This is a genomic window from Curtobacterium sp. Curtsp22 (assembly GCF_059492135.1).
Window position 1 is genome coordinate 2,772,619 of the sequence record NZ_CP168519.1, and the last position, 20,400, is coordinate 2,793,018.

The window sequence follows — 20,400 nt, forward strand, 5'->3', positions numbered from 1 at the left end:
GCCGGATGCCCGGATGCTGAACAGTCGTGCAGGTCCCCCCCCGAACTCCCGAGAAGGACTCTGCATGCATCCCCGTGCTCTGCGCCTCGGCGCGTCCGTCGCCGCCGCCCTCGTCGTCGCCGCCGGCGTGCTGACGACGTCGCCCGCCTCCGCTGCCGTCGGTGACGACGACCCGTCCGTGGGCGCCGCGAGCCCGAACGGACTCGTCGTGAACGAGGTCGAGTCGAACGGTGACGACACCGACTGGGTCGAGCTCCGGAACACCTCGTCGGCGGCGATCGACCTGTCCGGGTACGCGTTCCTCGACGACGACAGCTCGCACGAGGCGTACGTCCTGCCCGCCGGTTCGACCATCGCCGCGGGCGGGTACTTCGTCATCGACCAGGTGTCGGCGACCGCTCCCGGCTTCGACTTCGGGCTCGGCGGCGCCGACACCGCCAGGGTGTACGACCCGGCCGGCGACCTCGTGCTGCGGTACTCGTGGACGGCGCACGCCGCGGTGACGTACGGGCGCTGCCCGGACGGAACCGGCGCGCTCGTGGACACCACGGCGTCGACCAAGGGTGCGGCGAACGACTGCTCCTCGCCGGTGCGCATCAACGAGGTGGAGTCCGACGGTGGGACCCCGGGCGACTGGGTCGAGCTGACGAACGTCGGGACGACCACGATCGACTTCGGCGGGTACGTGTTCCGGGACAGCGACGACACGCACGCGTACACGATCCCGAACGGGACGACCGTCGCACCGGGTGGCTTCACCGTCCTCGACGAGCAGGACTTCGGGTTCGGGCTCGGCAAGGCCGACTCGGCGCGGGTCTTCGATCCTCGTGGTGACGTCGTCGACTCGTACACGTGGAGCGCGCACGCCGCGACGACGTACGGCCGGAACCCCGACGGCACCGGCGCGTTCGCGGAGACCTCGGCGCCGACCAAGGGCGCCGCGAACCGGTTCGCCGGGGTGGTCACCGCCGAGGCGTGGCCCGGTGGTCCGGACGAGCGGGTGCTCGACGACGAGGACACCTTCACCGGTGACCTGAGCGGCATCGACTGGACGACCTCGGGTTCGGGTTCGACGTCGGGTTCGGCCGCCGGGCAGCTCTGGGTCGTGCAGAACGGGGACGGGCTGCTCTACCACCTCGTGTCCGACGGCGAGGGCGGATGGGCGCCCTCGAACGCGGCCGGTACGGAACTGCACTACGCCGACGGTTCCGGCACCCCGGATGCCGAGGGCGTCACCGTCACGTCCGACGACCCCGGCGCGGTCTACGTCTCGACCGAGCGGAACAACGACGTGTCGTCCACGAGCCGCCCGGCCGTCCTGCGCTTCGCCACCACCGACGGCTCCCAGTCGACGCTGGACGCCACCGACGAGTGGAACCTCGCGACGGACTTCCCCGGGCTCGGCGCGAACGCGGGCCTCGAGGGCGTCACCTGGATCCCGGACTCCTGGCTCACCGCGCACGGCTTCGCGGACGAGCACACCGGCGCCGCGTACACGCCGGCGACCTACACCGGACACGGCGACGGGCTGTTCTTCGTCGGCGTCGAGGGCACGGCCAGCGTGTACGCGTACGCCCTGATGTCCGACGGTGCCTTCCAGCGGGTGGCCACGATCGCGACGCCGTTCTCCGTCGTCGCCGACGTCCAGTTCGACCCGACGCTCGACGCGCTCTGGGTGGTCTGCGACGACGCGTGCTCGGGCCGGACGGCGCTGTACGAAGTGGCCGACGGGGCCTTCGCGGCGACGACCGTGTACGAGGCGCCGTCGAACGCCGACCGGACGCTGGCGAACGAGGGCTTCGCGATCTCGGGTGTCTGCAGTGGTGGCTCGCGGGCGACGTTCTACGCCGACGACAACGACACGGACGGGTTCTCACTCCGGACGGGCACCTACCCGTGCGACTCGTCGACGCCGGGCGACGGTGGGACGCCGGGCGATGGCGGGACGCCGGGCGATGGCGGGACGCCGGGCGACGGTGGGATGCCTGGCGACGGTGGCACGACGCCGACCCCGGTCCCGACCCCGACGCCGGGTGGCGGGTCGACGCCCGCCCCGGGCGACACCGCGCCGGGTGGCTCCACCCCCGGAGCGGGCGCCTCGCCCTCGGGTGCGCCCGTCGCACCGTCCGAGTCGTCCCTGACCGAGGCGAACCGCGGCACGCTCACCGCCCCGGCCACGGCACGCCCCGGCGAGACCATCACGATCGCCGTCGGTACCCGGTACGCCGGGCAGCAGGTGCACGTCTGGATGTTCTCCACGCCGACGCTGCTCGGGACCGCCACGGTCGCGGCGGACGGAACGGTCACGGCGACCATCCCGGCCGACGCCCCCGCGGGCGAACACCGCATCGTGGTGACCGCCGAGGACGGCACGGTGCTGGGCTGGACCACGATCACGATCGACCCCGTGACCGGCGCGCTGGCGTTCACGGGCGCCGGGGGGCTCGGGGTCGGCGCCGTGGCGGCGTTCCTGCTCCTGGCCGCCGGTGCGGGCGTGCTCGTGCTCCGTCGGCGCAGGGGGACCCCCGCCTCGGAGTGACCCGGTGAGCAGGAATGGTCGGGTTCGTGGTGCGGACCCGACCATTCCTGCTCACGAACGCGCGCCCGCGAGCCCCGACGCCCGCGAGCCACGCGCCCGCGAGCCACGCGCCCGCGATCGGCCCGCGAGGCCCACGCGCCCGCGGCGGTACGGTCGCATGGTGCACAACGAGATCCTCCGGTACACCGCCTTCGCCGCCGAGCCGGGCGGCGGCAACCCCGCCGGCATCGTGCTCGACGCGGCCGACCTCTCCGACGACGAGATGCTCGCGATCGCGCAGGAGGTCGGGTACCCCGAGACCGCCTTCGTCACCGGGCAGACCCCCACGGGCCCGCGCCTGCGGTACTTCTCGCCGGCGGCCGAGGTCCCGTTCTGCGGCCACGCCACGATCGCCACGGCGGTGGTGCTCGCCGAACGCGAGGGCCTCGGGCGCCGGGTGTTCACGACCGCCGCGGGGGAGATCGCCCTCGACGCCACGACCGCTCCGGACGGCAGCGTGCAGGTCGCGATGACGAGCGTCCAGCCGGCGTCCCGGCCGCTCGACCCCGACCTCCGCGACCGCCTGTTCGCCCTGCTCGGCCTGACGGTCGACGACGTCGCGGCGGGTTTCCCGGTGCTCGAGTCCTTCGCCGGCAACTGGCACCCGGTGATCGTGCTCGCCGACGTCGAGCTGTTCCACCAGTTCCGCTTCGCCCCGGAGCCCCTCGCGGCCCTCAAGCGCGAGGCCGGCTGGGCGGGGACGGTCACGGTCCTGCACCGCACCGGCGCGCTGGAGTACGAGGCGCGCAACCTCTTCCCGGCCGGCCGGATCACCGAGGACCCGGCGACCGGTTCGGCGGCAGCGTCGACCGGCGCCTACCTGCGCGAGATCGGGGCCGTGCAGCCCGGTGACCGCGTGGTGATCCGGCAGGGCCGGCACGTCGGACGGCCGAGCGTGCTGCTCGTCGACGTCCCGGCGACCGGCGGCATCACGGTCACGGGCGGTGCCACTCCGGTCTGAGCGGTCCGGGAGCGTGACCGAATCGACACGGACCGACTCTTGACACGGATAAGTAAATACGGTGGAGTAATCCTGCGCGCGGGTGACGGAGCCCGCGAACATCCCGTGCAAAGGAGCACCGATGAAACGCCGCACCCGAATCATCGCCGGACTCGCAGCCGTGGCAGTCGCCGCGGTCGGTCTGGCTGGTTGTTCCAGTTCAGGCTCTGCCTCGAGCGACACCATCAAGATCGCGTACCAGAAGTTCGGTGCCTTCCAGCAGCTCGACGCCCAGATGAAGGTCGTCAAGAAGGAGTACGAGAAGGAGAACCCGGGCAAGAAGGTCGAACTCGTGCCGATCCAGGCGCAGGAGAACGACTACTACACGAAGCTCGCGCTCATGAACAAGGCGCCGGCGACCGCACCGGACGTCATGTACGAGGACACCTTCCTCATCAAGGCCGACGCTCAGGCCGGCTACCTCCTGCCGCTCGACAAGTACACGGCGAAGTGGAAGGACTGGAGCCAGTTCTACGACAACGCCAAGCAGGCCGGTGAAGGCGTCGACGGCAAGACCTACGGCATCCCGATGGGCACCGACACCCGGGCCCTCTGGTACAACAAGGACATCTTCAAGAAGGTCGGCCTGCCCGTCCCGTGGCAGCCGAAGACCTGGGACGACGTCCTCGCGGCCGCGAAGACCATCAAGGAGAAGGACCCGGGCGTCATCCCGTTCAACGTCTACTCCGGCAAGCCCCAGGGCGAGGCGTCGACGATGCAGGGCTTCGAGATGCTCCTGTACGGCGCGGACGGCTCCGGCAACACGCTCTACAAGGACAAGAAGTGGGTCACCGGCTCGAAGCAGTTCGAGGACTCGCTGCAGTTCATCAAGGACGTCTACCAGGGCGGCCTCGGCCCGACACCGCAGCAGGCACTCGACAGCCAGGTCGGCACCACGATCGCGCAGACGTGGCTCCCCAAGGGCCAGCTCGCGATCGACCTCGACGGGTCGTGGCAGTCGGGGACGTGGCTGAAGTCCGGCACCGCGCCGTGGCCCGAGTGGTCGGACGTGATGGGCCAGGCGCCGATGCCGACGCAGAACGGCCAGGAGCCGGGCTACAACTCGATGTCCGGTGGCTGGACCCTCGCGGTCGGCAAGAACTCGAAGAACCCGCAGGCCGCGTTCGACTTCATCTCGACCTTCCTCAACCAGAAGGGCTCGCTGAAGTACGACATCGAGAACAGCCAGATCGCCGTCCGCAAGGACGTCGCCGAGGACCCGACGTACGACGCGTCCAACCCGACGTTCAAGTTCTTCTCCGGGCTCGTGGAGCACACGAACTTCCGCCCGGCGACGAGTGAGTACTCCCAGGTGTCCAACGCCATCCAGGTGGCGATGGAGTCGGTCATGACCGGGCAGCAGACACCGAAACAGGCGGCCGCCGCGTACGACAAGTCGGTCGAACAGGTGGTCGGCAAGGACAACACCGTCTCCGGCTGACGGGACGGCACCACCTGACGGACTGGAGGCGCGGCTCGCGTCGTGCGCCGCGCCTCCCGTCCGACCCCACCCACCTTCGGAACCCCCTCCGCACCCGGAAGGCAACCACTGTGTCCAGCACTCCCCTCGCGCCGACGTTGTCGGCGCCCGGTGCGCCCAAGCGCACCGATCCGCCGGTCCCGCGCAAGCGGAAGCCCCTGCGGAACGTGGGACGAGCGGTCCCGCTCCTCCCCGCCGTCGTCCTGCTCGTCATCTTCCTGCTCGGCCCGGTCATCTCCTCGTTCTACGGGTCGTTCACCAACTCGGCGCTGACCGGGGTCGGCGCCGCCGACCAGCAGTTCGTCGGCCTGAAGAACTACGTCGAGCTGTTCCAGGACCCGGACTTCCCGAAGTCCGTCATCCTCACCATCGTCTTCCTGCTCGCCTCCGCCGTGGTCGGGCAGAACGTGCTCGGCCTCGCGCTGGCGCTCCTCATGCGCAGTGCCCACAAGGTCGTCCGCGCCGTCGTCGGCACGTTCGTCGTCGCCGCGTGGGTGCTGCCCGAGATCGTGGCGTCGTTCGCGGCCTACGCGTTCTTCAACGACAAGGGGACGCTCAACGAGTTCCTCGCGTCGATCGGCATCAACGGGCCGAACTGGCTCTACACGTACCCGATGCTCGCCGTCATCCTCGCGAACATCTGGCGCGGCACCGCGTTCTCGATGCTCGTGTACTCCGCCGCCGTGCAGGAGGTCCCCGAGGAGATCACCGAGTCCGCCGAGGTCGACGGCGCCACCGGGTGGCAGCGCCTCGTCTACATCACGCTGCCGGTCATCCGTCGGTCGATCTCGACGAACCTCATGCTGACGACGCTGCAGACCCTGTCGGTGTTCACCCTCATCTACGTGATGACCGCCGGCGGCCCCGGGACGGACTCGTCCACGCTGCCGATCCTCGCCTACCAAGAGGCGTTCAAGTTCTCGCAGCTCGGCTTCGGGACGGCGATCGCGACGATCCTGCTCGTGGTCGGCGCGGTGTTCTCGATCATCTACATCAAGGCACTGAAGCCGGAGGTGGACTGATGGCCATCACAGCCCCGTCCCTCGACCAGACCACGACCCGTTCCGTGACCGCCCCGGGCTCGCTGCACATGACCTCCCCGCGGGGTCGGACCATGCGCTGGGTGTCGAACATCGTGCTGCTCGTCATCGCGGTGTGCTTCGCGGTGCCGCTGCTCTGGCTCGTGCTCGCCTCGGTCGACCCCGACGCGTCCCTGTCGGTGAAGGTGCCGTCGCAGTTCACGCTCGACAACTTCACGAAGGTCCTCACGCCGGAGCTGTCGTTCATCCCGCTCGCGAACAGCCTGCTCATCTCCGGCGGCACGGCGCTCGTCACCGTGGTGTTCGCGCTGCTCGCCGCCTACCCGCTGTCCCGCTACAAGATGCGCGTCAACAAGCCGTTCCTGTACGGGATCCTGTTCGGCACCGGCCTGCCGATCACCGCCATGATGGTGCCGGTCTACGCGTTGTTCGTGTCGCTCAACCTCATCGACAACGTGTGGGGCTGCATCTTCTTCCTCGCCGCCACCTCGCTGCCGATGGCGATCTGGATGGCGAAGAACTTCATGGACTCGGTGCCGATCTCCCTCGAGGAGGCGGCGTGGACCGACGGCGCGTCGATGATGACGACGCTGACGCGCATCGTGATCCCGCTCATGCGCCCGGGCATCGCCGTGGTGTTCATCTTCGTGTTCATCCAGGCGTGGGGGAACTTCTTCGTCCCCTTCGTCCTGCTGCTCTCGCCCGACAAGGTGCCCGCCGCGGTGAGCATCTTCAACTTCTTCGGGCAGTACGGGGCGGTGGCGTACGGGCAGCTCGCGGCCTTCTCGATCATCTACTCCGTGCCCGTCATCGCCCTCTACGTGGTCGTGTCCCGAGGCCTCGGCGGCGGCAACGCCCTCGCCGGCGGCATCAAGGGCTGACACCCGTCCCTGCTGGAAAGGAACCACCTCCATGCACCACGACGAACCCCTCGTCGAAGCCCGCATCGCCCGGCTCGTCCGGGACCGCATCGACCCCGCCGTCCTGCGCCGGTCCGCACCGGTGGAGATCGCCGCCTGGACCGTGCCGGACGAACCGGTCCCGTTCGACGTCGCGGTGGCTGCCGACTACGAGCCGTTCACGGTGGGCGGCTCCTGGGGCGGCCGACCGTGGGGGACCACCTGGTTCCGGATCCGCGGCACCGTGCCGGAGGACTTCGGGACGGCGCCGGGCACCACGGCGGAGCTCCGGGTCGACCTCGGCTTCACGAAGCGCCACCCCGGGTTCCAGGCCGAGGGGCTCGCGTGGCGGCCGGACGGTACGACCGTCAAGGGCATCGAGCCGAAGAACGACACCGTCCCGCTCGAGGTCGGTCCCGGTGAGTCCTTCGAGCTCTACGTCGAGGCCGCGGCGAACCCGGACATCGGCGGCGACTCGTTCCAGGGGGCGACCCCGCTCGGGTCGCGCTCCACGGCCGGGACGAAGCCGATCTACAAGGTGAAGGCGCTCGAGATCGTCGAGCGGGACGACACCGTGTGGGAGCTCCAGCAGGACTTCTGGGTCCTCCGCGGCCTGATGGCCGAGCTGCCCACCGACGGCACCCGCGGCGCGGACGTCCTGCGCGTGCTCGAGCGCGCCGCCGACGCCCTCGACCCGGACGACGTCGCCGGGACGGCCGCCGACGCACGAGCGGTCCTCGCGCCCGTCCTCGCCGTGCCGGCCAGCGCTGCCGCGCACCGGGCGATCGCCGTCGGCCACGCGCACATCGACTCGGCGTGGCTCTGGCCGGTGCGCGAGACCATCCGGAAGTGCGCCCGCACCTTCTCGAACGTGCTCGACCTGATGGACCGCGATCCCGACTTCACGTTCGCCTGCTCCTCGGCGCAGCAGTACGCCTGGATCCGGGACGGCTACCCGTCGATCTGGGCCCGCATCAAGCAACGGGTCGCCGAGGGCCGGTGGATCCCGGTCGGCGGCATGTGGGTCGAGTCGGACACGAACCTGCCCGGCGGCGAGGCCCTCGCGCGGCAGTTCGTCGCCGGCAAGCGGTTCTTCCTCGAGGAGTTCGGCATCGACACCCCCGAGGCGTGGCTCCCGGACTCGTTCGGGTACTCCGGAGCCCTGCCGCAGATCGTCCGCGCCGCCGGCTCGAAGTGGTTCGTCACGCAGAAGCCCTCGTGGAACGAGACGAACGTCATCCCGCACACGTCGTTCCACTGGGAGGGCATCGACGGCTCCCGGGTCCTCACGCACCTGCCCCCGGCGGATACCTACAACTCGGACGTCTCACCCGCCGACCTGCACCGCGGCGAACGGCAGAACAAGGAGCGCGGCGTCGCGAACACCTCGATGCTGCTCTACGGCTTCGGCGACGGCGGTGGCGGACCCACCCGCGAGATGGTCGCCGCTGCCCGACGCCAGCACGACCTCGACGGGTCCCCGCGGGTCGACCTCGGCACCCCGGCGCAGGTCTTCGAGGAGATCGAGGCCGCACTGCCGACGCCGGCGGTGTGGTCGGGCGAGATGTACCTCGAGTTCCACCGCGGCACCTACACCTCCCAGATCCGCACGAAGCAGGGCAACCGGCGCTCCGAGCACCTGCTCCGCGAGGCCGAGCTCTGGGCGTCCACCGCCGCCGTCCGACTCGGGCTCGACTACCCGTACGAGGAGCTCGAGCAGGCCTGGCACACCGTGCTCCTGCAGCAGTTCCACGACATCCTGCCCGGCTCCTCGATCGCCTGGGTCTACGAGAACGCCGAGGCGAACTACGCCGAGGTCGCCCGTGTGCTCGAGGGCCTGATCGGCAACGCCACGACGGCGCTCGCGAACGGCGGTGCCGCGGCGCTCGCCGGGGTCGGTGCGTCGTCCACCGCCCGGGCCGGCGGTGGGAGCGCCCTGCTGGACGCACCGTCGGGGGCGGACGCCGTCGGCGGCAGCGGCTCGACCGGGAACGTCGTGCGCTTCAACGCCTCGCCGGTCGCGGCTGGAGGCGCAACCGCCCTGGGTGGTTCGCTGGGCGACGAACCGCGAGCCGTGCCTCCCGTCCGGAACGGCGACCGCTTCGTGTTCGACACCGGTGTCATCACGGCGACCATCGACGCGGCCGGTCACGTCGTGTCGCTCGTCGACCACGCGTCCGGACGCGACGCCGTCGCCCCGGGTGCGGCCGCCGCGGAGTACACCGTGTTCCGTGACACCCCGAACCAGTGGGAGGCGTGGGACATCGACCGCGCCTACCAGCGCAGCGGCACGGTGCTGGAGGCGTCCTCGGTCGAGGTGTCCGGCGACGAACTCGTCGTGCAGCGGTCCTTCGGGTCGTCGTCGATCACCACCCGGTACTCCGCCGTCGCCGGCCAGTCCGAGCTGACGATCGTGACCGAGGTCGACTGGCACGAGCGCCAGAAGCTCCTCAAGCTCGCGTTCCCCCTCGACGTCCGCGCGGCGTCGGCATCGAGCGAGATCCAGTTCGGCCACATCGACCGGCCGACCCACCAGAACACCTCGTGGGACATGGCCCGCTTCGAGACCAGCGCCCACCGCTGGGTGCACGTCGCCGAGCCGGGGTTCGGCGTCGCCGTCGCGAACGACTCCACCTACGGACACGACATCACCCGGAGCACCCGGGCCGACGGCGGCACCACGACGCTCGTCCGGGAGTCGCTGCTGCGGGCCCCGACGTTCCCTGACCCGCACGCCGACCAGGGGCACCACGTGTTCCGGACGGTGCTGCGGGTGGGCGCCTCGGTGCTCGACGCCGCCGATGCCGGGTACCGGCTCAACCTGCCGGTGCGCACGGTGGAGGGGACGACCACGGTCGACCCGCTCGTGACGGTGTCGTCGCCGCAGGTGTTCGTCGAGGCGGTGAAGCTCGCCGAGGACCGCTCCGGTGACGTCGTCGTGCGGCTCTACGAGGCGTCGGGCGGTCGCGCGGCCGACGTCGGCGTCGACTTCGGGTTCGACGTCGCCGGGGTGGCGGCGGTGGACCTGCTGGAACGCCCGCTGGGGGACTCGTGGGAGTCGGGGGAGCCGGTCGTGCTCACGCTCCGGCCCTTCGAGATCGTGACCCTCCGGGTGCGTCGGGCCTGAGGCAGCGGGCTCGCGCGCGAAGGACCGCGGCGCCGGACGGGACACGGGTGCGTTCCGTCCGGCGCCGTGCTGCGGGTTGGGGTGGTCGTTCCGGGCGTAGGTGGTCGAATCGGGCGTACCTGGTCGAAAGATCTGACCAGGTACGCCCGATTCCGTCAGGGATCGCGTCCGTCCTGGGAAACAACGTTGGTCCTCCACAACAGCGTGGGCCTGGAGGCGCGTCAACAGTTGACGAGATCGGACCGCTTCGCGCGTGGCTGGCGGGCATCGTCTCGTCCATGAACGAACCGCTGCCCATCCTGCGGGCCTCCGCCACGCGCGAAGCCGACCTCGACGCCAGCACCCTCCGCCGCCGGACACGGCTGCACGGCCCCGGTCGTCTCGTCCGCGCGGGGCCGAACGCCTTCGTCGACGGGGCGGCGTGGGACGCAGCGGGGCCCCGGCAGCGGTACGTGACCCGCGTGTACGCGCGGCTCGGTCGACTCGGCAGCCGGGCGACCGTCTCCCACGCATCCGCGGCCGCAGTGCACGGGCTGCCGTCGCTCGGCGGGTGGAGCATCCCGGTCCACGCGACCGTGCCGGAGTCGATGTACCGCGCCCGGACCTCCGAACTGGTCCTGCACACCCGGCCGGTGTCCGACACCGAACGGACCCGAGCGGGCGACCTCGCGATCACCACGATTCCACGAACCGTCATCGACATCGCGATGACGGACGACCTGCGGGCCGGAGTCGTCGTCGCCGATGCAGCGTTGCGCCGCGGCATCCGACGAGAGGACCTGTGGCGAGCGCTGCACCCGAGCGCTCGGGGACGGGCCCGGGCTGCGCAGGTCGTCGAGCTCGCAGACGGACGATCGGGTTCCCCGGCGGAGTCCCTCGCACGTGTGGTCTTCCGCGAGCTCGGGCTCCCCGTGCCCGTGCTGCAGCAGGAGTTCGTGATCGGTGGTCGTCGGTCCGTCGTCGACTTCTGGTTCCCGGACGAGGGGCTGATCGTCGAGATCGACGGGCGTGCGAAGTACACGCAGGAGCGGTACCTCGGGGGCCGCGACCAGACCGAGGTGTTCATCGACGAGAAACGTCGTCACGCCCGCCTGCTCACGGTGCCGGGCGTCCGCACGGTGCTCCGCGTCGAGTGGCGCGAGCTGTTCGACCTCGACGCGCTGGCACTCCGGTTCCGTGCCGCCGGCCTCCCGTGTGCTGTCCGACCGGTGCGGAGCGCTCGACGCCCCGCGACGACGCCGATGCGGTGAGTCGGCTCAGTGCGGCCTGGTTAGCGTGGCCGCATGGCAGTGCAGGAGATCTGGCTCGTCCGTCACGGTGAATCGGTCGCCAACGTCGCCGCGGCGCGCGCCGAGGCAGCGGGCGAGGACCTGATCGACGTGCCCTACCGTGACGCCGACGTCCCGCTGAGCCCCCTCGGCGAGGACCAGTCCCGGTCCCTCGGACAGGAACTCGTCGATCGGGGCATCGACGACGTCCCCGTGGCGCTGTGGGTGTCGCCGTACCTGCGCGCACAGCGGACGATCGAGATCGCGCTGGCCGCCGCCGGACAGACCGAGCCCCCGAAGCGCGTGGACGAGCGCCTCCGCGACCGCGAGCTCGGGGTCCTCGACCTGCACACCCTGCAGGGCGTCCGGAACCGTCACCCGGACGAGGAACGCCGTCGACAGTGGCTCGGCAAGTTCTACCACCGTCCGGCGGGCGGCGAGTCCTGGGCAGACGTGATGCTCCGGCTCCGCTCCGCCCTCGCCGACGTCGAGCGCCTCGAGGGCACCGAACGCCTCGTCATCGCTGCGCACGACGCCGTGGTCATGATGGTCGTCGCGGTGTGCCTCGACCTCGACGAACCAGCCCTGATGGACTTCGCGCGGACCCACGCGGTCGCGAACGCCTCGCTCACACGAGTCCGGCGCGAGCACGCCGGGGCGCCGTGGATGCTCGAGGAGTTCTCGTCGGTCGAACACCTCGATGACGACGAGGTCACCGCACACACCGGCAGGAAGGACGACGAAGATGTCCGTTGAACCCGTCACTCCGAACTTCCTGCGGGATTGGCCGCTCCCCGACGCAGGCGCCGGCAAGTACGGCCGCGGGCAGGTGCTCGTCATCGGCGGCGCCGCCCGTACACCGGGCGCGGCGATGCTCTCGGCGCTCGCCGCACTGCGGGTCGGTGCAGGTCGGCTCACGCTGGCGGTCGGCAGGAGCATCGCGAACGAAGTCGCCGTCGCGGTCCCCGAGTCCGGTGTCGAACCCCTCGACGAGGACCCGGACGGACACATCGCCGTCGGCGCGATCGAGGGGATCGAGGAGCCCGCTGCGAGCGCCGACGCTGTCTTGATCGGCCCGGGGCTCGATGCGCCGGACGGGACCCGTGACCTCGTCGCCGGGCTCGCGGACGCGGTCGGAGCCCGGACGACGGTGGTGCTCGACGCCTTCGCTCTCGGCGTGGCCGTCGATGTCCGGGACCGACTGGCGCCCCTGCGCGGCCGCCTGGTGATGACGCCCAACTCCGGCGAGGCCGAGCGGTTGCTCGGGCGCGACGGCAGCGGAGACGACGTGGCCGATGCGATGGTCATCGCCCAGCGGTTCGGTGCGGTCGTGGCCCTCGGCGACGCCATCGCGACACCGAACGGGCGCAGCTGGCTGAAGGGCACCGGTTCCGGCGGGCTCGGGACGAGCGGGAGCGGGGACGTCCTGTCGGGGGCGGTCACCGGTCTGCTCGCTCGCGGTGCCGATCCGGCGCAGGCAGTGGCGTGGGCGTCGTACGTGCACGCGGCGGCTGGCGACCGCCTCGCCGTGCAGGTCGGGCCGCTCGGCTACCTGGCGAGCGAGCTCGTGACGGAGATCCCGCGCGTGCTGGTGGAGCTCGGCGCGTAACGAACGCGGTACATGGTGCTTTCGGTCGTACCTGCCCGAAACTTCCGACCAGGTACGCCCGAAACGGTCAGGTACGCCCCGGCGCCTACCCGCGCAGGGACTCGACGGCCTTCGCGATCCGACGCGCACGGGTCTCCGGCGCCTTCGCCTGCACGACCGGGTCGGCGAGGGCCCGCTGCCGCGAGTTCGACAGCGTGTCGAAGGCCGCTCGGACCCCGGCCTCCTGCAGCGCCGATGCGAGGTCCTCCGGCAGGTCGACGACGCGGGGCAGCGTGTCGACCTCGATCGTGACCTCGACGGTGTCGCCGGCCGCGACCCCGGAGGCGGCACGGTGCTCCGCCGACAGCGGGACGAGGGACTGCTCGTCCATCACGCCGATCGACGACCGGTACGTGTAGGCGCCGTTCAGGGTGACCACGACGGGTGGGCGGCGCCCCGCGCCCAGCGCGTCGACGACGTCGGACGGGACCGGCAGACCGGTCGCCGTCTTCCGCGCCTGCAGGACGGTCGTCGTGAACTGCATCCGTGCCTCCTGGACTGAACCGGGCTGACCCGGCCGGCCCGATGCGGGCCGACGCCGGTGCCGGCGCCTGTGCCGACAAGCGAAACCGTACAGGCGAACCCGCTGTTCCGCAGCCGTTCACCGCCGCAGCACTGGCCGGAAACCGGACGCGTCCACGATCGTCCAGGACCCGGACCCCGGTCCACCCCGACGCACCACAGCACCCGAAAGGCACACCCCGTGCAGCACAAGCGCACCCTCGCCGGCATCGCCCTGGCCGCCGCCGCCATCGTCACCCTCGCCGGCTGCTCGGCCACGAGCTCCGCCAGCACGACCAAGGACGACACCGACTGGAAGACCGCCACGAGCGCCGAGTCCGCCGGTGGCATGGACGCCCTCGTGAAGGCCGCCAAGGCGGAGGGGCAGCTCAACGTCATCGCGCTGCCGCCGTCGTGGGCCAACTACGGCAAGATCATCGACGGCTTCACCAAGAAGTACGGCATCAAGATCACCTCCGCGAACCCGAACGGCTCGAGCGCCGACGAGATCGCCGCAGTGAAGTCGCAGAAGGGCCAGTCGACGGCACCGGACGTGCTCGACCTCGGCAACGCCGTGCTGCAGCAGAACCTCGACCTGCTGACGGACTACAAGGTCGCGAACTGGAGCGACATCCCCTCGGACCTCAAGGACGAGGACGGCGCCTGGACCCGCGACTACACGGGCCTGATGTCGATCGGCTACGACTCGTCGAAGATCACGGACGCCCCGAAGGACCTGGACGACCTGCTCGGCTCCGAGTACAAGGGCAAGGTCTCGATCGCGGGCGACCCGACGCAGGCGAACCAGGCCGCGTCGGCGGTGTACCTCGCGGCGCTCGAGAACGGCGGCTCCGCCGACGACATCACGAAGGGCGTCGACTACTTCGGCAAGCTGAAGCAGGCGGGCAACTTCCAGAACGTGCTGCCGTCGCAGGCGACCGTCGCCTCGGGCGAGACGCCCGTCGTGATCCAGTGGTCCTACAACAACCTCGCGTGGGGTCCGGCGGCCGGCGCGAGCGGGAACAAGAACTGGAAGACCGTCGTCCCCGAGGGCCAGGCCCTCGGCTCGTACTACTCGCAGGCGATCAACAAGGACGCCCCGCACCCCGCGGCCGCGCGCCTCTGGCAGGAGTACATCGCCAGCCCGGACGTGCAGAACCTGTACCTCCAGGCCGGTGCCTTCCCGTCCACCCTCGCCGCGCTCGAGAAGTCGGGCAAGGTCGACCAGGACGCCCTCGACGCCGCCGGTGGCGCGCCGAAGGACTACGTCGAGCTGACCGACGAGCAGGTCACCGCCGCGGCGAAGGTGCTGTCGGCGAAGTGGGCCTCGACGATGGGCTCCTGAGCAGCATGACCACCGCATCGACCACCGCATCGGCACCGGTCGCCGGGGCGACGCTCGTCACGAGCGAGCAGCCGGCCGATGCCACCGCCCGCCGCGTCGCCGGACCCCGTGTCCGGCGCCGCGGCGGCATCGCGTGGCTCGGCCTCACCCCGTTCGCCGCCTACGTCCTGCTGTTCCTGGCCGTCCCCGCGGTGGTCGCGATCGGCAGCGGCTTCTTCACGAGCGACGGCGCGTTCACGTTCGCCAACCTCGCCGCGTTCGCCGACCCGTCGGTCATCCGTGCCTTCGGCGGCTCGTTCGCCCTGTCGGCCGTGTCCGCCGTGATCGGTGCCGTCGTCGGGGCGATCGTGTGCTGGGCGCTCGCCGCGCTCCGGCCCGACGGGCTCGTCCGGTCCGTGATCGACTCCGCTGCGAGCGTCCTCGCCCAGTTCGGCGGCGTCATGCTCGCGTTCGCGTTCATCGCCACGATCGGCGCGCAGGGCCTCGTCACGACGTGGTTGGTGTCCGTCTTCCACATCGACCTCAACGCCGAGGGCACCTTCCTCTACACGGTCCCCGGGCTCGTCATCCCCTACGTCTACTTCCAGGTGCCGCTGATGGTCCTCACGTTCATGCCCGCCCTCGAAGGCGTCAAGACCCAGTGGGGTGAAGCCGCCGCCACCCTCGGCGCCTCCCGCGCGACGTACTGGCGCCGCATCGGCCTGCCCGTGCTCGCGCCGGCGTTCTGGGGATCGCTGCTGCTCCTCTTCGCGAACGGGTTCTCGTCGTTCGCCACCGCGGCGGCCCTGATCTCCCAGGGCGGGATCGTGCCGCTCACCATCCGCACGCAGCTCACGAGCGAGACGATCATCGGACTGCAGAACGTCGCCGGTGTGCTCGCCTTCGGCATGGTCGTCGTGATGGCGGTCGTGATGGGCGCGTACTCGCTGCTGCAGCGCCGGGCGTCGAGGTGGCAGCGATGAGCGCGGCTGCCCCAGTGCGTCCGTCGCTTGGGTCGCGCCCGTCGCGCTCGTCGTCTCGTCGTCGGCCAGGAGGCGCGACTCGCCCCGGCGGCTTCGGCGCGGCCCCGTCACGGGTCACCGCCGCGATCGTGCTCGTCGTGGTCGGCCTCGTGTTCGCCGTCCCGCTCGTCGCCCTCGCGCAGTTCACCTTCCGCCAGGGGACGGACGGCAGCCTGACGCTCGCGCACTACGGCGCACTCGTCGACCCGGTGAACGCCGCGACCTACCAGCCGGTGTTCGACGGCCTCGGGGCATCCCTGCTCATCGCGCTCATCACCGTGGGGATCGTGCTGCTCGTCCTGCTGCCGGCCCAGATCATCACGGCCCTGCGGTACCCGCGGCTCCGTCGGGTCCTCGAGTTCGTGTGCATCGTGCCGATCACCGTCCCCGTGGTCGTCCTCGTCGTCGGGTTCATCCCCGTGTACCAGGTCGTCGCCCAGGTCTTCGGCTCGGGCGCGTGGACCCTGTCGTTCGCGATCGGCATCGTCTCGCTGCCCTTCGCGTTCCGACCGATCGCCGCGGCCATCACCGCGATGGACATGGCCGTGCTCTCCGAGGCCGCCCGGTCGCTCGGCGCGTCGTGGTGGACCGTCACGTGGCGGGTGCTCCTGCCGAACCTCCGCCGCGGCATCACCGCCGCCTGCTTCCTGACCATCACGGTCGTCCTCGGCGAGTACACCCTCGCCTCGTTCCTCTCCCGCACGACGTTCCAGACGGCGCTCCTGCTCGTGCAGTCGACCGACCCCTACGTCGCCGCGATCTTCTCGCTGGGCGCACTCGTCTTCGGATTCGTGCTGCTCGTCGTCATCGGCCGGGTCGGCTCCCGCCGTCGCCGTGCCCCGAAGGAGTCCGCATGACCGTCACCGCCCCCGCCGCCCCGGCATCGCTCGCCACCGACGGCGCGACCGTCGAGCTGCACGGCGTCGAGAAGCACTACGGCGCGCACCGTGCCCTCGCCGGCCTGTCGCTCCGCATCGAACCCGGGGAGTTCGTGTCGCTGCTCGGGCCCTCGGGCTGCGGCAAGACGACCGCGCTCCGGGCGCTCGCCGGCCTCGAGGCCATCGACGCCGGCTCCATCCGCATCGACGGCGTCGACGTCGCGGGCACCCCGGTGGACAAGCGGGACATCGGCATGGTGTTCCAGCAGTACTCGCTGTTCCCGCACATGACCGTGCGGCAGAACGTCGCGTTCGGCCTGGAGATGCGCCGGGTCCCCGCCGCCGCGCGCCGCGAGCAGGTCATCGACGCGCTCGACATGGTGCACCTCGCCGAGTTCGCCGACCGCTACCCGCACCAGCTCTCCGGCGGCCAGCAGCAGCGCGTCGCCCTCGCCCGGGCCCTGGTCACCCGGCCCCGTGTGCTCCTGCTCGACGAGCCGCTGTCCGCGCTCGACGCCAAGGTGCGCGTGTCCCTCCGCGACGAGATCCGCCGCATCCAGAGCGACCTCGGCATCACGACCGTGTTCGTCACCCACGACCAGGAGGAGGCACTCGCCGTCTCGGACCGCATCGCGGTGATGAACGCCGGCGACATCGAGCAGATCGGCACGCCCGAGGAGCTCTACCGGTCCCCGTCCTCGGCGTTCACGGCGGACTTCGTCGGGCAGTCGAACCGGCTCCGCGGGGACCTGCGCGGGGGTGACGTGTTCGTCTACGGGTTCAGCGTCCCGGCGCTCGACGCCTCGGCGCCGGACGGCCCGGTGCTCGCCTACGTCCGCCCGGAGGACGTCGCCTTCGCCTCGGAGGGCGTCACCGGCACGGTCGTGGCCTCGAGCTTCCTCGGGTCGATCCGGCGCACGACGGTGCGGCTCGACGACGACACCGTCGTGACGGTGCAGCACGAGGTCGGCGACCGTCGTGCGGCCGGCGAGGCCGTCGCCGTGCGCCTGCTCGGTGCGCCCGTGGCGGTCGCCCCGCTCGCGTAATCGCGAACTGCCGGACGGGAGGCGCGGTGCGGGCCCGCACCGCGCCTCCCGTCCCGTCCCGCGGGTCAGCGCTGGAAGCGCGCGGCCGGGTCGTCGGACAGGGCCGCCTCGATGCGCGCCCGCATGGTCGCGGGCATCTCCGGCAGCGCGTCGAGCCGCGCCCAGAAGGCCTCGGTGTTCTCACCGTCGGCGGGGAAGGGCTCCCCGGAGACGTACCGGCAGGCGAACACCAGGTCGAGGTACTGCGCCCGGTCGCCGTTCGGGTACGTCATCTCCGGCAGCACCTGCACCCACGCGAGGCGCTCGGCGACGGCGACGACGTCGGCTTCCTCAAGGACCTCGCGTTCGGCGGCGACCGCGGGTTCCTCGCCGGGGTCGACGATGCCGGTGACCGGCGTGAAGGCGTGGTTGTCGGCCCGGCGCACGACGAGGAGCTCACGATCAGGACCCTCGCCGCGCGTCACGACGGCGGTGACCCCGGTGAGCCAGAGCGGCTCGTTCCCGATCTTCGAGCGGAGGGACAGGACGAAGTCAGGCGTGGGCATGCCGCCACGCTACCGACACGGGGCCCTGTCGCGGACTGGTCATGACCAGTAGGCTGTCCCCGTGGAGATCATCATCCTGCCCACGCCGGCTGAGGTCGGTCGCGTCGCCGCGGCCAAGATCGCCTCCGTCGTCGCGAAGAAGCCGTCCGCCGTCATCGGCGTCGCCACCGGGTCCAGCCCGCAGGGCATCTACGCCGACCTGCAGCGTCGTGTCGACGCGGGGGAGATCTCGTTCGCCGAGGCCCGCGCGTTCGCCCTCGACGAGTACGTCGGCATCCCGCTCGAGCACCCCGAGTCGTACGCCTCGGTGATCCAGCGCGACGTCATCGAGCCGCTCGGGTTCGAGCCCTCCCGCGTGCGGGTCCCGGACGGCCGCGCGTCCGACCTCGAGTTCGCGGCGAAGGAGTACGACGCCGCGATCCGTGCCGCCGGCGGGGTCGACGTGCAGATCCTCGGGATCGGCGCGAACGGGCACATCGGGTTCAACGAGCCGACGTCGTCGTTCGCGTCCCGCACGCGCATCAAGACCCTCGCCCCGTCCACGCGCGAGGCCAACGCCCGCTTCTTCGACAGCCTCGACCAGGTCCCGACGCACTGCATGACGCAGGGGCTCGGCACCATCCTCGAGGCCCGTGAGCTCGTCCTCGTCGCCCAGGGCTCGTCGAAGGCCGACGCCGTGGCCGCCGCGGTCGAGGGGCCGCTGTCGTCGTTCGTCCCCGGGTCCGCGCTGCAGCTGCACGAGCACGCCACCGTCGTCGTCGACGAGGAAGCCGCGGCGGGCCTCAAGCTCGCCGACTACTACACGTACACGTACGCGAACAAGCCGGCCTGGCAGCTGTTCGAGTAGGACCGCGGATCAGCCTCCTGCACGTCGTTCGAACGCGGTGTGCAGGCGGCTGAGTCCGTCGTCGAGGGTCTCCGCCGAGCACCCGAAGTTGAGTCGCGCGAACCCGACCCCCTGGCGTCCGAAGTCCGGTCCGCTGCCGAGCGCGACCTTCGCCTCGTCGACGAGGAGGGCTGCGGGGTCGTCACCCCACGGCAGCGCTCGCAGGTCGAGCCACGCCAGGTAGGACGCCTGCGGCTGCCGGTACCCGGTGCCGGGCAGCACGTCGCCGAGTCGCTCGGCCAGGGTGCGGCGGTTCGCGGCGAGTTCGGTCAGCAGCGACGCGAGCCAGGGTCCGCCCTCGCTGAACGCCGCCACGCTCGCGGTGTACCCGAGGATCCCGGTGCGCTCCACGACCTCGCCGGGCATGCCGTCGAACCAGGCGCGGGCGCGGTCGGAGGCGCCGACCATCAGGGCGCACTTCGTCCCCGCGAGGTTCCACGCCTTGCTCGCGCTCGTCAGGGTGACCCCGAGCTCCGCTGCCTCGGGGCACGAGTCGAGGAAGGGCGTGAACGTCGCGTCCGCGTGCACGAGCGGCGCGTGGATCTCGTCCGAGACGACCACGGCGTCCCACTCGGCGGCGAGTCGGGCGAGGGCGGCGAGGTCTTCCCGGGTGTGGACGAGTCCGAGGGGGTTGTGCGGGTTGCAGAGCAGCACCGTCCGGGCTCCGTCCGCGAACGCCCGGCCGATCCCGTCGAGGTCCATCCGCCACCCGGCCGTGGTGTCGAACGGGTCCGCGGTGCCCTCGGGTGCGAGCAGCGGGACCTCGGTCACGGAGCCGCCGGCCTCGGCGACGTACTCCCAGAACGGCGGGTACACGGGCGGCATGATGACGACCTGGTCCCCGGGCTCGATGACCCGGCGGAGCGTCTCCACCGCAGCCACCGAGACGTCCGTGGTGGTCCGCACGAGGTCCGGGTCGAGGCGCCACGACCAGCGGGCCTCGGCGAAGTCGGCGAACGCCTCGGGAAGCGCCCGGCCGTGCCCGACGTACCCGGTGTCGCCGTTCGTGACCGCGGCCACGAGGGCGTCCCGCACGGGTTCGGCGAGCATGCTGTCCATCTCCGCGACGAACATCGGCAGCACGTCCGGCGGGTAGGCCGTGTACTTCTCGCTGGTGCGGGTGCGGTGCGCATCGAAGAGGGAGACCATGACGCTCAT

At 71.3% G+C, this 20,400-nt stretch carries 17 protein-coding genes; 14 read left to right on the forward strand and 3 right to left on the reverse strand.

Going from position 1 to position 20,400, the window contains the following annotated elements; all coding sequences use genetic code 11:
- The first annotated feature begins 64 nt into the window (after positions 1 to 64).
- From ACEN8D_RS13440 to ACEN8D_RS13480, 9 genes are all read left to right on the forward strand, one after another.
- Positions 65 to 2,539: a lamin tail domain-containing protein gene (locus ACEN8D_RS13440; RefSeq protein ID WP_495601034.1), complete on the forward strand. Its 2,475-nt coding sequence runs from the start codon at positions 65 to 67 to the stop codon at positions 2,537 to 2,539.
- A gap of 157 nt (positions 2,540 to 2,696) precedes the next feature.
- Complete coding sequence (locus ACEN8D_RS13445; RefSeq protein WP_309777203.1) at positions 2,697 to 3,539, forward strand: PhzF family phenazine biosynthesis protein; 843 nt, start codon at positions 2,697 to 2,699, stop codon at positions 3,537 to 3,539.
- A 121-nt stretch (positions 3,540 to 3,660) separates the two neighbouring features.
- Positions 3,661 to 5,019, forward strand: a complete 1,359-nt coding sequence (locus ACEN8D_RS13450) for an extracellular solute-binding protein (RefSeq protein WP_309777201.1) — start codon at positions 3,661 to 3,663, stop codon at positions 5,017 to 5,019.
- Positions 5,020 to 5,129: 110 nt separating this feature from the next.
- Positions 5,130 to 6,080 carry a carbohydrate ABC transporter permease gene (locus ACEN8D_RS13455; protein WP_396127713.1) on the forward strand — a complete coding sequence of 317 codons (951 nt, stop codon included), beginning with the start codon at positions 5,130 to 5,132 and terminating at the stop codon, positions 6,078 to 6,080.
- A gap of 68 nt (positions 6,081 to 6,148) precedes the next feature.
- On the forward strand, positions 6,149 to 6,979 hold the full coding sequence (locus ACEN8D_RS13460) for a carbohydrate ABC transporter permease (protein ID WP_309780391.1): 831 nt from the start codon (positions 6,149 to 6,151) through the stop codon (positions 6,977 to 6,979).
- Between the two features lie 31 nt (positions 6,980 to 7,010).
- A complete protein-coding gene (locus ACEN8D_RS13465) occupies positions 7,011 to 10,124 on the forward strand; it encodes an alpha-mannosidase (RefSeq protein ID WP_413398702.1) in 3,114 nt (1,037 codons plus the stop codon).
- 278 nt (positions 10,125 to 10,402) lie between these two features.
- A complete protein-coding gene (locus ACEN8D_RS13470; RefSeq protein ID WP_413398701.1) occupies positions 10,403 to 11,374 on the forward strand; it encodes a hypothetical protein in 972 nt (323 codons plus the stop codon).
- 33 nt (positions 11,375 to 11,407) lie between these two features.
- On the forward strand, positions 11,408 to 12,148 hold the full coding sequence (locus ACEN8D_RS13475; protein ID WP_413398700.1) for a histidine phosphatase family protein: 741 nt from the start codon (positions 11,408 to 11,410) through the stop codon (positions 12,146 to 12,148).
- On the forward strand, positions 12,138 to 13,001 hold the full coding sequence (locus ACEN8D_RS13480) for an NAD(P)H-hydrate dehydratase (protein WP_309777196.1): 864 nt from the start codon (positions 12,138 to 12,140) through the stop codon (positions 12,999 to 13,001). Before ACEN8D_RS13475 ends, ACEN8D_RS13480 begins: the two co-directional genes overlap by 11 nt.
- An 85-nt stretch (positions 13,002 to 13,086) precedes the next feature.
- Here ACEN8D_RS13480 and ACEN8D_RS13485 read toward each other — a convergent pair whose 3' ends face one another.
- Positions 13,087 to 13,524: a YdeI/OmpD-associated family protein gene (locus ACEN8D_RS13485; RefSeq protein WP_413398698.1), complete on the reverse strand. Its 438-nt coding sequence runs from the start codon at positions 13,522 to 13,524 to the stop codon at positions 13,087 to 13,089.
- A 219-nt stretch (positions 13,525 to 13,743) separates the two neighbouring features.
- Between ACEN8D_RS13485 and ACEN8D_RS13490 the strand changes: the two genes are divergently transcribed.
- The 4 genes from ACEN8D_RS13490 to ACEN8D_RS13505 all read left to right on the forward strand — a co-directional run bounded on the left by ACEN8D_RS13490 (position 13,744) and on the right by ACEN8D_RS13505 (position 17,811).
- A complete protein-coding gene (locus tag ACEN8D_RS13490; RefSeq protein ID WP_413398697.1) occupies positions 13,744 to 14,886 on the forward strand; it encodes an ABC transporter substrate-binding protein in 1,143 nt (380 codons plus the stop codon).
- A gap of 5 nt (positions 14,887 to 14,891) precedes the next feature.
- Positions 14,892 to 15,848 carry an ABC transporter permease gene (locus tag ACEN8D_RS13495; RefSeq protein WP_495601035.1) on the forward strand — a complete coding sequence of 319 codons (957 nt, stop codon included), beginning with the start codon at positions 14,892 to 14,894 and terminating at the stop codon, positions 15,846 to 15,848.
- A gap of 128 nt (positions 15,849 to 15,976) precedes the next feature.
- Positions 15,977 to 16,744 carry an ABC transporter permease gene (locus ACEN8D_RS13500; protein WP_413399949.1) on the forward strand — a complete coding sequence of 256 codons (768 nt, stop codon included), beginning with the start codon at positions 15,977 to 15,979 and terminating at the stop codon, positions 16,742 to 16,744.
- Positions 16,741 to 17,811 carry an ABC transporter ATP-binding protein gene (locus ACEN8D_RS13505; RefSeq protein WP_413461456.1) on the forward strand — a complete coding sequence of 357 codons (1,071 nt, stop codon included), beginning with the start codon at positions 16,741 to 16,743 and terminating at the stop codon, positions 17,809 to 17,811. The genes ACEN8D_RS13500 and ACEN8D_RS13505 overlap by 4 nt, the downstream gene beginning before the upstream one ends.
- 65 nt (positions 17,812 to 17,876) lie before the next feature.
- Here ACEN8D_RS13505 and ACEN8D_RS13510 read toward each other — a convergent pair whose 3' ends face one another.
- The gene (locus tag ACEN8D_RS13510; RefSeq protein WP_071302114.1) at positions 17,877 to 18,356 is read right to left on the reverse strand and encodes an NUDIX hydrolase; all 480 of its coding nucleotides are present in this window, start codon (positions 18,354 to 18,356) and stop codon (positions 17,877 to 17,879) included.
- Positions 18,357 to 18,417: 61 nt separating this feature from the next.
- Here ACEN8D_RS13510 and nagB point away from each other — a divergent pair, with 61 nt between their 5' ends.
- Positions 18,418 to 19,203, forward strand: coding sequence for a glucosamine-6-phosphate deaminase (gene nagB, locus ACEN8D_RS13515; RefSeq protein WP_071302113.1), 786 nt, complete (start codon positions 18,418 to 18,420; stop codon positions 19,201 to 19,203).
- A gap of 9 nt (positions 19,204 to 19,212) precedes the next feature.
- Here the strand turns inward: nagB and ACEN8D_RS13520 are convergent, their stop codons facing one another.
- Positions 19,213 to 20,400, reverse strand: coding sequence for a MalY/PatB family protein (locus ACEN8D_RS13520; protein WP_309777183.1), 1,188 nt, complete (start codon positions 20,398 to 20,400; stop codon positions 19,213 to 19,215).

Bases quoted from the DNA above. Each gene is read 5' to 3' on its own strand.
- ACEN8D_RS13520 (WP_309777183.1), bottom strand. From the start codon at position 20,400: ATGAGCGTCATGGTCTCCCTCTTCGATGCGCACCGCACCCGCACCAGC.
- ACEN8D_RS13510 (WP_071302114.1), bottom strand. From the start codon at position 18,356: ATGCCCACGCCTGACTTCGTCCTGTCCCTCCGCTCGAAGATCGGGAAC.
- ACEN8D_RS13505 (WP_413461456.1), top strand. From the start codon at position 16,741: ATGACCGTCACCGCCCCCGCCGCCCCGGCATCGCTCGCCACCGACGGC.
- ACEN8D_RS13475 (WP_413398700.1), top strand. From the start codon at position 11,408: ATGGCAGTGCAGGAGATCTGGCTCGTCCGTCACGGTGAATCGGTCGCC.
- ACEN8D_RS13450 (WP_309777201.1), top strand. From the start codon at position 3,661: ATGAAACGCCGCACCCGAATCATCGCCGGACTCGCAGCCGTGGCAGTC.
- ACEN8D_RS13445 (WP_309777203.1), top strand. From the start codon at position 2,697: ATGGTGCACAACGAGATCCTCCGGTACACCGCCTTCGCCGCCGAGCCG.
- ACEN8D_RS13460 (WP_309780391.1), top strand. From the start codon at position 6,149: ATGACCTCCCCGCGGGGTCGGACCATGCGCTGGGTGTCGAACATCGTG.
- ACEN8D_RS13470 (WP_413398701.1), top strand. From the start codon at position 10,403: ATGAACGAACCGCTGCCCATCCTGCGGGCCTCCGCCACGCGCGAAGCC.
- ACEN8D_RS13485 (WP_413398698.1), bottom strand. From the start codon at position 13,524: ATGCAGTTCACGACGACCGTCCTGCAGGCGCGGAAGACGGCGACCGGT.
- ACEN8D_RS13495 (WP_495601035.1), top strand. From the start codon at position 14,892: ATGACCACCGCATCGACCACCGCATCGGCACCGGTCGCCGGGGCGACG.
- ACEN8D_RS13480 (WP_309777196.1), top strand. From the start codon at position 12,138: ATGTCCGTTGAACCCGTCACTCCGAACTTCCTGCGGGATTGGCCGCTC.
- ACEN8D_RS13465 (WP_413398702.1), top strand. From the start codon at position 7,011: ATGCACCACGACGAACCCCTCGTCGAAGCCCGCATCGCCCGGCTCGTC.
- ACEN8D_RS13440 (WP_495601034.1), top strand. From the start codon at position 65: ATGCATCCCCGTGCTCTGCGCCTCGGCGCGTCCGTCGCCGCCGCCCTC.